The organism is Sorangium sp. So ce363, from assembly GCF_051520435.1.
GTDB lineage: Bacteria > Myxococcota_A > Polyangia > Polyangiales > Polyangiaceae > Sorangium > Sorangium cellulosum_B.
This window is the reverse complement of the sequence record NZ_CP150333.1, coordinates 1,327,118-1,339,563: the sequence shown is the minus strand read 5'-3', so window position 1 is coordinate 1,339,563 and position 12,446 is coordinate 1,327,118. Positions and strand designations below refer to the sequence as shown.

General features: G+C 67.1%; 10 protein-coding genes and 1 pseudogene. 6 read left to right on the top strand and 5 right to left on the bottom strand.

Going from position 1 to position 12,446, the window contains the following annotated elements:
- The first annotated feature begins 158 nt into the window (after positions 1-158).
- A complete protein-coding gene (locus tag WMF12_RS05020) occupies positions 159-1,361 on the top strand; it encodes a cytochrome P450 (protein WP_437867263.1) in 1,203 nt (400 codons plus the stop codon).
- 250 nt (positions 1,362-1,611) lie between these two features.
- A complete protein-coding gene (locus tag WMF12_RS05015; RefSeq protein ID WP_437867262.1) occupies positions 1,612-2,448 on the top strand; it encodes an alpha/beta fold hydrolase in 837 nt (278 codons plus the stop codon).
- A 56-nt stretch (positions 2,449-2,504) separates the two neighbouring features.
- Here WMF12_RS05015 and WMF12_RS05010 read toward each other — a convergent pair whose 3' ends face one another.
- Positions 2,505-2,795 carry a hypothetical protein gene (locus WMF12_RS05010; protein WP_437867261.1) on the bottom strand — a complete coding sequence of 97 codons (291 nt, stop codon included), beginning with the start codon at positions 2,793-2,795 and terminating at the stop codon, positions 2,505-2,507.
- Between the two features lie 303 nt (positions 2,796-3,098).
- Positions 3,099-5,363: an SdrD B-like domain-containing protein gene (locus WMF12_RS05005; RefSeq protein ID WP_437867260.1), complete on the bottom strand. Its 2,265-nt coding sequence runs from the start codon at positions 5,361-5,363 to the stop codon at positions 3,099-3,101.
- Positions 5,364-6,252: 889 nt separating this feature from the next.
- Between WMF12_RS05005 and WMF12_RS05000 the strand changes: the two are divergent.
- Both WMF12_RS05000 and WMF12_RS04995 read left to right on the top strand, forming a co-directional pair.
- A pseudogene (locus WMF12_RS05000) lies at positions 6,253-6,414 on the top strand (DNA glycosylase AlkZ-like family protein); the annotation flags it as partial.
- A gap of 465 nt (positions 6,415-6,879) precedes the next feature.
- Complete coding sequence (locus WMF12_RS04995; RefSeq protein WP_437867259.1) at positions 6,880-7,338, top strand: hypothetical protein; 459 nt, start codon at positions 6,880-6,882, stop codon at positions 7,336-7,338.
- Between the two features lie 10 nt (positions 7,339-7,348).
- Here WMF12_RS04995 and WMF12_RS04990 read toward each other — a convergent pair whose 3' ends face one another.
- Positions 7,349-7,924, bottom strand: a complete 576-nt coding sequence (locus WMF12_RS04990; RefSeq protein ID WP_437867258.1) for an exonuclease domain-containing protein — start codon at positions 7,922-7,924, stop codon at positions 7,349-7,351.
- 47 nt (positions 7,925-7,971) lie between these two features.
- On the opposite strand from WMF12_RS04990, the gene WMF12_RS04985 reads away from it, so the two are divergent.
- Both WMF12_RS04985 and WMF12_RS04980 read left to right on the top strand, forming a co-directional pair.
- A complete protein-coding gene (locus WMF12_RS04985; RefSeq protein WP_437867257.1) occupies positions 7,972-8,973 on the top strand; it encodes a hypothetical protein in 1,002 nt (333 codons plus the stop codon).
- 120 nt (positions 8,974-9,093) lie between these two features.
- The gene (locus tag WMF12_RS04980; RefSeq protein ID WP_437867254.1) at positions 9,094-10,455 is read left to right on the top strand and encodes a CotH kinase family protein; all 1,362 of its coding nucleotides are present in this window, start codon (positions 9,094-9,096) and stop codon (positions 10,453-10,455) included.
- 148 nt (positions 10,456-10,603) lie between these two features.
- Here WMF12_RS04980 and WMF12_RS04975 read toward each other — a convergent pair whose 3' ends face one another.
- The gene (locus WMF12_RS04975) at positions 10,604-10,750 is read right to left on the bottom strand and encodes a hypothetical protein (RefSeq protein ID WP_437744472.1); all 147 of its coding nucleotides are present in this window, start codon (positions 10,748-10,750) and stop codon (positions 10,604-10,606) included.
- A gap of 19 nt (positions 10,751-10,769) precedes the next feature.
- Entirely contained in the window at positions 10,770-12,239 is a 1,470-nt protein-coding gene (locus tag WMF12_RS04970) for a cytochrome c peroxidase (protein WP_437867246.1), read from the bottom strand.
- Between the last annotated feature and the right edge of the window lie 207 nt (positions 12,240-12,446).

The window sequence follows — 12,446 nt, the reverse complement described above, 5'->3', positions numbered from 1 at the left end:
CTCCATCCTCATTGCAACATGCCCCCACAATTTGCGCTATTTTAGCCGAATAGTTGCCCCAACGATCTTGACGATTTTACGAATGCAACGTAGCTTTTGATTCCTCGCGAACGCTTCGCGCGTTTCAACGCAATTCGGCGAAGAAGAGAGGAATGAACATGACGGAATCCGTACACACCGTCGGCCTACTGCCGACGGCGCGTGAGCCTGGCTGTCCCTTCGACCCGCCGAAGGAGCTGCGTCAGGCGCGTGAGCACGGCCCCATCAGCCGGTACCCCTTCCCCGGCGGACACGAGGGTTGGCTGATCACCGGCTACGACCTGGTCCGGTCGGTGCTGGCCGACCCACGATTCAGCTCCCGCAAGGAGCTCATGCGCCACCCGTTGATCGACCTGGGCGACATGAAAATCCCCCCGGCGCCGCCCGGCGAGTTCCTCCTGATGGACGAGCCGGAGCACGGCCGCTACCGGAAGCTGCTGACGGGCAAGTTCACCGCCCGGCGGATGCAGCTGCTCACCGAGCGCGTCGAGCAGGTCACCACCGAACACCTGGATGCCATGGAAAAGGCCGGCCCGCCGGTGGACCTGGTGACCGCGTTCGCCAAGCCCATCCCCACGATCATGATCTGCGAGCTACTCGGGGTGCCGTACGAGACCCGAGACGCTTTCCAGGAGCATGTCGATGCGATCGTCTCCGGGGTGAGCAAGCAGGACCAGGTGGCCGGCTACGTCGCGACCCAGCAGTACATCGCACAGTTGGTGGCGGCCAAGCGCGCTAATCCCACCGACGACGTGCTCAGCGACCTCACCGACACCGACCTGACCGACGAAGAACTGATGGGTGTCGGCCTCCTGCTGCTGGCAGCCGGGCTCGACACCACCGCGAACATGCTGGCGCTGGGCACCTTCGCCCTGCTGAGCAATCCCGCGCAGTGGGCCACGCTGCGTGCCCGACCCGAGATCGCGGACCAGGCCGTGGAGGAACTGCTGCGGTACCTGTCTGTCGCCAAGACCTTCCAGCGGGCGGCGCTGGAGGACGTCGAGCTGGACGGCCAGACCATCAAGGCCGGCGCGACGGTCATCCTGTCGTACAACACCGCCAACCGCGACCCGCAGCGCTTCGCCGATCCCGACACTCTCGACATCCAGCGGCAGGCCATCGGGCACCTGGCCTTCGGCCACGGCATCCACGTGTGCCTTGGCCAGCAACTGGCCCGTATCGAGATGCGGGTCGCCTTGCCCGCGCTGGTGAAGCGCTTCCCGACCCTCCGCCTGGACGTAGCGGCCGAGGACGTCGACCTGCGCCCCGAAACCGCGGACATCTTCGGAGTGAAGAGCCTCCCGGTCACCTGGAATGCGTGACCCATGAGAGTCACTGGGTTAACGAGGAGATTGACTTTCGGATCGCGTTCGGATTGCCTAGACCCCGCTTCGGATGGCATGATGGCGGCGGCTGCGGCATCCGAATCCTTGCGGAAGGGCATCAAGAATGAAGAGGCACGCCTCGCATGGACTGTTGGTTGCGCTCGTCCTCGTGGTGGCAGCTTGCCGACCGACGCCGAGAGAGAGCCAGAACGCCTCGACTGCGCCGAAAGATGCGAGGAAAGACACGATGAAAGATACGACGGTCAGCCAGAGCACGGAACCGGCTGAGAGCGGATATGCGGATGTGAACGGGCTGAAGATGTATTATGAGGTACATGGAAAGGGTAAGCCCATTGTGCTGTTGCATGGCTCGTTCATGAACATACCCATGAACTGGGCTCACGTTATCCCTTCGTTGGCACGAAGCAGGCAAGTGATAGTGGCCGAGATGCAAGGCCATGGCCGGACGCGAGATGTGCCTCGGGAGTTCAGCTACGAAGGCATGGCCGATGATGTGTCCGGGCTGCTCAAGCACCTCAAAATCGTGAGCGCCGATGTGCTGGGGTACAGCATGGGGGGAGGCGTGGCCTTTCAGGTAGCGATACGCCATCCCGAGCAGGTTCGTAGGGTCGTCATCTTGTCGGGCGCTTATGCGCACGACGGGTGGTGGCCGGATGCGGAGGCCAGCTTCGCTACGATGAACGCAGACATGTTCAAGGGCACTCCCATAGAGGAACAGTATCTCAAGTTCGGGAACGACCCGACACGCTTTCCTGAGTTCATCAAGAAGGTCATCAGCGTCGACGTGAAGCCTTATGACTGGTCCAATGAGGTGAAAGGCATCCAGGCGCCCCTGTTCATCGTCATTGGTGACGCCGATGGCGTACGGTATGAGCATGCTCTGGAGCTCTTTCGGGCCAAGGGCGGCGGAAAGATGGGAGACATTCACGGCTTGCCGAAGTCTCGTCTTGCCATCCTCCCGGGCACCACGCATATCGGCATGATGCAACGGGCGAGCTGGTTGGTGCCCATGATCACCGAGTTCTTGGATTCTGACCTGAATCCATCGCCGCCGACGTTCTAGCGAGGATTCGGTATGTACCGCTCCTCGACCCGCTCCTTCCGGTCTTGAGGCACGACTCAGGCGCCGAAGACTTCGCGCGCCCGGCGTTCGGCCGAGTCGGCCAGGTCCTGCGAGATCAGGTGCAGGAGGGTGCCCGCTTTGCCCAGTCGGGCACCCGCGGGCGTGGTGCGACCGAGGATTCCGGCCCCTTGGCGGCTGAGCTCGGCCAGCAGCTCATTGGAGCAGACGCTGGCGCGAATGGACGCGCCATAGCACGGCCGCTGCCGGAGCTGCTGACGGGCAAGTTCACCGTCCGGCGGATGCAACGGCTCACCGAGCGCGTCGAGCAGGTCACCACTGGGCCACATGCCCCGTTACCGGTGGCGGCGAGACTCCCGCAGGCTGTGGAGTGAACGCGGCCTCCTCGATGCATGGGAATGCGCCCGCTGCCGTTCAAGATCGCCAGAGCGTTCGAGCGATGAGGCTGCCGTTCGCGGACCGGAACGCTCTAAGGAGGAACTCGGGGAGGGAGCGGCGCAGGAGGGGAAGCGGCTGAGGAGAGGGGGAGGGGCCAGCGCGGGTCGCGCTCGAGGTGGTTCGCTCGGGGCGGGCGCTGGCCTTGGGGAGGTCTCGTCGTGCCGGCCGATCACCGGTTATCGGCCGATCATCGGTCAGTCACGGTGCGGCGCGCAGAGGAGGCCGTTGTTGTACGCGTCGAGCGTCTCGGCCAGGGGCTTGCCGGTCGCCCAGGGCGCGTTCCGGCTGGTGCTCTCCTTCACGTTGCTGCCGAGCGGGTACTTCTTGAGCCAGGCGTCGGCCGCGGCGATGGTGTCCTCGATGCAGCTCGACTGGTTGCCGATACCGACGTTGAGCTTGGCGACGATGAGGTGCTTCGCAATGATGTAGGTGACGTCACCCTTGGTCGGACGGCTGATGATGTCGAGGAGCTGATCCTTCGTGTACGTCTTGCCACCGATGGTCAGCTGCGAGACCTTCCACGCGCTCAAGTGGTTCTTCCAGTAGCCGGGGGTGCCGGTGCCGGGGGAGGCGCACTCGCAGACGCCGCAGTCGGCCGCGCAGCTCGAGCAGTCCTCGGAGCCGGCCTTGCAGACGCCATCGCCGCAGACCGGCGGGCAATCGCCGCAGTCGGCCGCGCAGCTCGAGCAGGTCTCACCGGCCTCGCAGACGCCGCTACCGCAGACCGGCGGGCAGATGCCGCAGTCGCTCGGGACCTCGAGGCAGTTCTCGCCGGCCTCGCAGACGCCGTTGCCGGGGACCGCGGGGCAAGCGCCGCAGTCGCCGGTGCAGGTCGAGCAGTCCTCGCCGTTCTCGCAGACGTTGTTGCCGCAGACCGCGGGGCAGGCGCCGCAGTCGTCCGAGCAGCTGCCGCAGTCCTCGCCGGCCTCGCAGGTGCCGTTACCGCAGACCGGCGGGCAGGTGCCGCAGTCGGCCGCGCAGGTGCCGCAGCTCTCGCTGCCGTTGCAGGTGCCGTCGCCGCAGGCGGGCGGGCAGACGTCGCAGTCGGCGCTGCAGCTCCCGCAGTCCTCGCCGGCCTCGCAGGTGCCGTTGCCGCACTGGGGCGGGCAGACGCCGCAGTCGACGGCGCAGGTGGAACAGCTCTCGTCGCCGCCGCAGACACCGTTGCCGCAGGAGAGCTGGTAGCCGAAGTCCGCGTCGAGCAGGTCTTGTGCCCAGCCGAGCGAGACAACGCCCACGTTGTCGAGCCCGCCGTCGGGGTCGGCCGTCGGCTCCTGTCCGGCGAGCGGACCGCTCGTCATGAAGTTGTCGGGCGTGATGACCACCGAGTAGGTGCCCGCCGGGAGCGTGTCGAAGAGGTAGAAGCCGGGCTGGCCGGTGTAGGGGCTCGTGCCGGTGATCGTGAAGTCGATCAGCTGGGCCCCCTGGAACAGCTCGACACGGACGCCGTTGACGCCGAGCTCGCCGGTCTCCGGCTCGTAGAGCCCGTCGGCGTCGCTGTCGAGCCACACCGTGTCACCGATCGACGAGTACGTCACGTAGCCGAAGTCGGCGTTGGCCACGTTCTCACCCACGTCGAGGGACACGCCGAGCGGCTCGTCGTCGCTGGTCAGGATATGGCCGAGCGGGAGCGTCGCGTCGTCGACGTCGACGACGTAACAGCCCGCCTCGAGCTCGGTGAAGCGGTAGACGCCGTTCGCGCCGGTCACGGCCGTCTGGAGCAGGGCGCCGTCGGCGACGCCGTCGCAGTTCGCGTCGCCGAAGAGGTCGACGACGACGCCGGAGATGCCGAGCTCGGAGGCGTCCTCGATGCCGTCCGCGTTCGCGTCGAACCACACCTTGTCGCCGATCGAGCCCTTCGGCACCGTGTAACAGACCTCGAGGAGAGGGCGGTAACCCATGTCGGTGTGGGCGCTGCCCTTGTACGACGTCTTCCCGCTGGCGCCCTCCTCGAGGAGGATCCCGTAGCTCGGAGCCGTCCCGCTCACCCACTGCTGCACCATCCCGGTGAGGTCGACGGTGGTCCACCCGGTGACGTTGGGCACGAACGAGGTGAACGCGGCGGGGTCCATGCCGCCGAAGTTGTTCCACGTGACGAGCGACTCGCTCCAGGGAGCGAGCACCTGGTGGACGTACACGGTCTTCGCGGTGCTCGTGTACGTCAGGGCGTAGAACTTGGCCGACGTGACGAGAGAGCCGGCGGGGATGGGGCTGAGATCGAAGCGGAACAGGGCGCGCTTCTCTCCGACCGAGCTGGAGTACCCGGTGTTGACCTCGAACGGGGACGGGACGTGGTAGCTCGGGGCGAGGCTCCAGATCTCGGCGTTGTAGATGTCGCCCAGGACACCCCGCTTGATCACGGTGCACGTGGGAGACGGAGCGGTCGTGTTGGCGAGGCTGGTGGCGGTGATGAACAGCGTGGCGAGCGCGGCAGAAGATGCGATTGCGATCTGCTTCATTGGTAGCTCCTCGAGGTCCTCACGGGTGAACCATTGCTGGAGCGTCATCCGAATAGCAGGCACCATGACACACGGGTCAGGCGAGGTCGGTTTCGCGGGCTCCGGTCGGAATGAGCCCCCGCGGGCTGATCAGGATCGGATCAGGTACGCGGGTGCCCTGGCTTCGATCAGAGGGCGGATGCGCAAGGTGACAGTGTTCAAGATAGCAACTCGACTGCGAAGGTGTCCAGATCTTTTTGAAGACAGATCAGAAAAATACATCGAGTTGCACAGTGACAATTTTGGGTCGTTCGGTGACGTTTTTGGGCGTCTCGCGTCGTCTCGCTTCTTCCCGCGTCCTCCCGCGTCTTCTCGCGATCTGTGGGGAGGAACGCAGAGACGAGCGTGGTCTGTCGCATCGATGTCGCATCGATATCGATGGCCAGTGCGCAGCTCGCGGTCCGCGGGTTGCGGCGTGCCCCGCGCGGCGCGTGCGGCGGCGGCACGCCACGACGCTCAGCCGGATCAGCAGCCCTCGCCGACCCTTCGCGGAGGCCGAGGGACGAACACGATCCGATCAGGTACGCGGGAGTGTCTGACGAGATTTGATGCAGAATGCGCACGGGACCATTTTTCAAGATAACGAATCTTCGCTTCGCCTGTCTAGATCCTTTTTTGCCGCGTGAGCTTTTTATGTGGCTCTTGGTCTCGTATGCGGGCTCGCATGCGGGCTCGCGTGCGGGTGGGTGTCAGGCGCCGGGCGCAGCTCATCGCGCACCGTTCATCACATGCCGTTCATCGCGCACCGTTCATCGCACACGTTCATCGTCCACCGCGCCCACCGCCGAGGGAGACCTGCCCGACGACAGCCCGGCCAGCCGGCCGGCCGCGCGCGCCGCGCGCGCCGGGCCGCCATGCGCCGGATGAGGCGGTGCGCCTCTTGGCGCCTTTCGATCCGGTCGTGTGGGACCGCCGCCGCTTCGAGCTGCTGTGGGGCTGGGCCTATCGCTTCGAGGCCTATGTGCCGGCGCCCAACCGCAAGCTGCGCTACTACGCGCTGCCGCGGCCGTGGGGCGAACTTGATGGTCCGCTGCGCTGCACCCGCGCTGCCACCCCAATACCGGATCTTCCTGCTTACAGGGGATGACCAACGGCGCGCGCAACACGATATCAGCACGTCTTCGAGCTCGTCGAACCCGGGCCAGCGTGGAAGCGGCTCCAACCGTGGGCGGCTGCTCGCCCCCGGCGCGGCGCCGGAGGTCCGCCGCCGCTGGTACGCCGCACACCAAAGCCGGCTCACCGGGGCGCCCGACCAGAATGGTGGGCCCGGCCACGCGCTTCCCGCTGCTCGCGGCGCTGAGCGGGACCGCGGCCGAGCGGCGCGACAGGCGGCCCTCGAGCGGCTAGAGAGGGACGAGCTCCTGGCGTAGCCGCGTCCGCCGGGTCCGGCGAGCGCCGAATCATCGGCATGGGCTTGACGACCATCCCCCCGGCGGAAGGACAATACGCCACAATGATAACGGTCCGTCCTCCTCCGATGACGGCCGAGCTACTCGAGCGCACGGACGGGTACGTGGTGGCGGTGTGGCGGCGGCTCATGCTGCTGGTCTGGCGGGGCAAGGCCACCGCGGTCGGGATCGATCGCTCGCGGGAGCTCTTCGCTGGCTGGTCGGCGGACCAGCCGGGCGGCGCGGCCTTCGTCGTCGTCCTCCCCCTTCAGAGCACCCTACCGCCGGACGAGGCGAGCCGGGCCGCGATGCGGCGGGCGGCGAGCTCCCCTTCCCGGAACCTCAGGGGCACGGCCACGCTCGTCGAATCGGAGGGGTTCATCGCCGCCTCGGTCCGCTCCATCATGATGCTGCTGCACACGGGGCGGGCGCCGAACGTCTTCCGGACGACCGGCGAGCTCGCGACCTGGGCGGCGACGCTCCTGAAGGACCCCGAGCTCACCTCCGCCGGCCTCGCGGAGGCGATCCGCGTGGCGCGCGAGGGTTGAGGCGAGGCGCTCACCCCGCGGGCCCTGCCTCGGGGATCGGCACGCGGCCAATTGCGTAAGGCAGGATACGCGCGATGTTGCGCGCGTCGTCGATCCCGCGGTGGTGTGTCCCGTGGAGCGGGAGTCCTAGCCGCTCGAGCGCGCTCGCCATGCCGTAGCGCTGGGTCACCCCGAGCGCCGCGGAGAAGCGCTTCTTGAGGTTCATGTGCCCCTGCAGCGGCAAGGGCACGCCCCAGCGGGCCGCGTCGATCTCGAACTGCTTGCGGTCGTAATCGCCCCACGAGCAGAAGAGCGCCTCCCGCTGGCCGACGAAGCGCCCGAGCGCCGCGACGGCCTCGGGGAACGTGGGCGCGGCGTCGACGTCTGCTTGCGTGATCGTGGTGAGCTTCGTGCAGAACTCCGTGAGCTTCGGCCGGATGACCGGGCGCACGAAGGTGGCGAGCTCGCTCACGGGCTCGAGCGTCGCGCCGTCCACGAGGACCGCGCCGATCTCGATGATCTCCATGATGCGCTCGGGGATGCGGCCCTCCTCGTCGCACGTCGCCTCCAGATCGATCACCAGGAAAAACGCAGGTTCCTTTCCCATGTCCGTCCTCCTCTCTGCTGGACCTTGATAGGATCCGCGCGAAGAAAATGCCCGGACACGAAACCGGACAGGCCGCTCCCGCGGGCTTTTCCTGGGAGGATTACGTCGCCTGGCTCGTCGCGCAGCACGGCTCCTTGACCGCGGTCGCCGAGCGGCTCTCCTCCCTGCGTGGCTACGAGGACGACGTGTACTCGATCGAGCGCGCCCTGCGCCGGCTGCGGACGCGCGGCCAGCGGGACGGCGGGACGTGGGGGGCGCGCGCGCTCGCGGCCTTCGGCTTGCCGGACGCGCTCACCGAGCGCGCCCGCTGGATGGGCGCCTATCACTCGCGGTTCACCGACCTGCCCCTGCCCCTCGCCCAGGACCTCTTGCGCCTCTGGGATCGACCGCCGGTGAGCGAGGATCCGACCTCCCACGTCTTCCTCGCCCTCGCCCACGCCACCTGCGTGCTGCGCGGCGACGACCGCGAGGCCGGAAAGACGCACCTCGCCCGCATCCGGCCGCTGCTCGGAAAGGCCCCGCCCGAGGCGCGGGTGGAGGCCCTGCTCACAGAGGCCTTCGTGGCGAGCCGTGATGACGTCGCGCGCGTGCCCGGTCTGCTCGACGAGATCGAGCCGCTCTTCGAGCTGCCGATGCCCGCCTGCGACCGAGCCTGCCTGTTCGCCCGGTGGATCGATCAACGCGCCTTCGAGCGGAACCGCTCCTGGGGCGGCAAGCAGCCGGATCCGGCGGCCGCGGAGGCGCTTTACCGGCGCATCCCGGAGGACGGTCCGGCCTTCGCGCGGTCGCGGCGGGCGAACGGGCTGGCGTATGCGCGGTGGAAGCAGGGTTTCCCCGAGGAAGGCGCCGCGCTCGCGCGCGAGGCGTGCCGGCACGCGGGGGACGGCGGACACATGCGGATGCGCGCGATGGCGCTGAACATGCTGGCGCGGATCGTGGGCGGCGACGAGGGCGCGGAGGCGCGGAGGCGGGCGATGGCGATCGCGAACGAGCTCGAGGACGAGGTGCTCAGGCTGCGGTTCGAGCGGCGAGCGGGGAACAAGGGCTGAGGCGGAATTTCTCCCTCTTGCCGTCTCTCGCTCCCCGCCTCCCCTGTGAAATTCCTGTTCTTTTTTCTCGTGTTTCAACCCGTTTGTCGCTCTAGGCTTGCCGTCCGCAAGGAGCGGCTGATGAAACCAACCTATTGCCTCTTGCTCGCGCTGGCGCTCTCCACGCTGGGCGCGGGCTGTGGGGACGAAGAGATCGAGAACGGCGGGCAGGGAGAGACGCTGCCGTGTTATCCGCCGGACGCCGCGGTGGCCGACGGCGACCCGAGCGCGCTGTACGCGGCCAGCGACGTCCCGCGCTTCGACTTCCGGCTTCGCGACGAGACCTGGGCGGACCTCCAGGCCAACGCGATCGAGGAGGAGTACGTCGAGGCGGAGGCCTGCTACAGGGGCAGCAGCCTGGGCCTCGTGGGCCTGCGCTTCAAGGGCGGCTACGGCACCCTCGAGATGTGCGTCGAGGAGCAGCCAGAGCTCCCCTGCGCGAAGCTCAGCATGAAGGTGAGATTCGACGAGTATGTCGACGGACAGCGCTTCTTCCGGCAGAAGCGCCTGAACTTCCATTCCATGATCCGCGACCCCACGAAGCTCCACGAGCGGCTCGCCTATGATCTCTACAGGGACATGGGCGTCGCCGCCCCGAGGAGCGCGTGGGCCACGCTGCACGTGAACGGCGAGCCGCTCGGCCTCTTCTCGATGGTGGAGGACGCCGACGGCCGCTTCACGGAGAACCAGTTTCCCGAGGATCCGGACGGCAGCCTCTACGAAGCAGCCTGGCCGGTCTCGACCGACCCCGCTTACTATGCCGAGAAGATCAAGACGAACGAAGAGGAGGCCACGCACGAGCGCTTCATCGCGTTCGCGGAGGACCTCGCGTCCACCGAGGGCGCGGAGCGCCTCGCCGCCCTGTCGACATGGATGGATGTCGAGGAGCTCCAGCGCTACCTGGCCGTCGATGACGCCATCTTGAACTGGGACGGGATCACCACCTTTTACGTCGACGAGGACGGCTCCGCCGCGAACCACAACTACTTCGTCTACGAAGAGCCCTCGTCGGGCACGTTCCGCATCGTTCCGTGGGATCTCGACAACACCTTGAGCCTGGGCAGCTGGCGCTTCTTCGGCGGGGCGGCTCACTGGACGGAGACGCCGGAGACGTGCCCCGAAGACGTCCCGGTCCTCGAAGGCAGAGCGCAGCTGCGCGTGCCCGGCTGCGACGTACTGTTCAGCGCCCTTCGCCAGGACCTCGCGGGCTACCGGAGCGCGGTCCGGGGCCTGCTCGACGGCCCTTTCCGCGAAGGGCGGCTCGAGGAGCAGGTGGACCGCTACGCCAAGCTCATTCGCTCTTCCGTAGAGGAAGACGCGCATGGGCCCCCCCGCCCCGCGTGGGAGGCGGACGTCGCGTACCTCAGGAGCGAACTGTCGGAGATGCGGAGCCGCATGGAGCGCTTCCTCGACGAGGCGGCGCGCACGGAGCGCGGCGAATAAGGGGCTCACCGCGCGGGCGGCGCGCCTCGAAGGGCGCCGCCTTCACGCCACGGCGAGACGCGCCGCGGGCACACGCCGCCCTCCGGGCGTCCCTCATCCGCGTGCTTCGAGCGCGCCAGGACGCCGCGCCGGATCACGTGCCCGTGAGCTAGCCGGCCACGAGACGCGTCGTCTCGTCGAGGAACGTCTTCATCCTCGGGCCGGCGACGTAGGCGCCGTCGTTCACCACCGCCGTGTGCGTCAGCGTCTCGACCGTCTTCACGCACATGAAGGCCGCGAGGTCGAGATCGTCCACCGCGAGCGTCGGCTGGCTCTCACAGCCGCTTCAGAAAGGCCACCAAGTCGCTCTTCTGATCGGCGGTCAACGCTTCGGGAGGGCCGATATCCCCATCATCGTCCGGCTCCTTCTCCCCAGGCAGGGTGAGGGATGGGAATCTGGAGAGCAGGTGGTCGCTGTAGACGTCAACAACCCTTTCCAGGGTGTCCGCGGCATTGTCGTGGAAGTAGGGAGCAGTTTTCCCTATTCCACGCAATGTCGGTACGTCGAATGCCTCAAAGTCGTTGGGGCTCCCGGTGATCATGGAGCGACCCGGATCGGCGGAGAAAAGTTGTAGCCCGAAGTTCGGCCCCGCGACGGGGTTGCCATCGCTGTCCAGCTCGTCATTGAGGCCCGCGGGGTCGCCATCGCCGCCCGGATCGTCATCGAAGCCCGGCGGGGGAGTCGGAGGCAGGTCCGCGGCTATCTCCCTTCGAGAATCGTCCGTGTAGAACCGATACCGGTAACGTGGAAAGCTCACATCCCTTGTAAAGACATGCGAATCAGGGTCCAGCTGACCCATGAATGTTTCGTATGCCGACCCAATATTAAGAAATTCGTTCTTGGGTTGAGCGGCGAGCACCGGGGTCGGGGGATCTGTAGCTGGCACTTCATAAAGCACGGTTCCGTCGGGTTTGATGACCGGGAAGGCCAGATCGTGGATATCCCGATCCACGATGGTCGCCTGGTTGCCGCCCCCATGGCACGCCGCGCATATGGCCTTGTAAACCTCTCGTCCCCGCTCCTCCGTCGGCGTGAGATCGAGCTCGTCCTCCACGTCGGGCGCGCTCTCCGGGGCACCGCCGCCGGCGAGAACCTCCGCGACGCTGCGCGCCCGGTTCGAGGAGAAGACATCGCGCTCGAACGCGGCGATGCGCTCGAGCTCGCTCCGGGGAGCCTCGCCGCCTTCGCTGTGCCCGGTGATGGCTCCTTGGGCTTGATCTTCGAGCGTCTTCATACGTCCATCCAGTTGAAAAGGCGCAGTCAACGCGGAGTCAGCGATGGAGGGCACTCCGCGCCACACGAAGAGCTTGCGATCGCCGGGGGTGATCACGTTGCCCTCATCGTCTATCAAGTCCACGTTGTCGGGCAATGTGAGCCACACGCGCACGAGGCCCTTTTTCAGGTGCTCGAATGTGAGCTTTTCGGCCGTGGGGTCGTCGGCGTCGATCGCGTTGAACAGCGGGTCGTCCGGGTTCGTCTCCAGCAGCCGCGCCACGTGGTCGGGGGTGAGCGTGAAGTTGTCCTCCGGTACGTGGCAGGTGGCGCACGAGCGGCCGTTGGAGCGCGGGAAGGGCGTGCTGAAGAGCTGCTCTCCCGTGAGGTCCTCTCTGCTCGCGCTGCTCGTGCCACAGGCGCTCGTCGCCATCAGCACGACTGCGGCCCAATGCCAAGGGCGGGTCACGAGCCGGCCTGGACGCGAGCCGCCGGACGGCTCGCGCTCTCTGCGGAATGTGTGTTGGGTCATGGTTCGTCCGTCTGAGCGAGTGGGATTGATGGGTTGGCTGGGTTTCTCAGCTCTCCCATCTGGCGCGCGGCTCTGCCGTGCACTTCCGACGAGCCGGGTGTTGGTTCCGACGAGCGGTCGCTCCGCGCGCACGAGCCGGTGAGCGCTCGGTCGCGGACCTTCTCCCCGTCGTCTCGCGAGCAGCGAATGTTGTGGACCGTCTCCCCG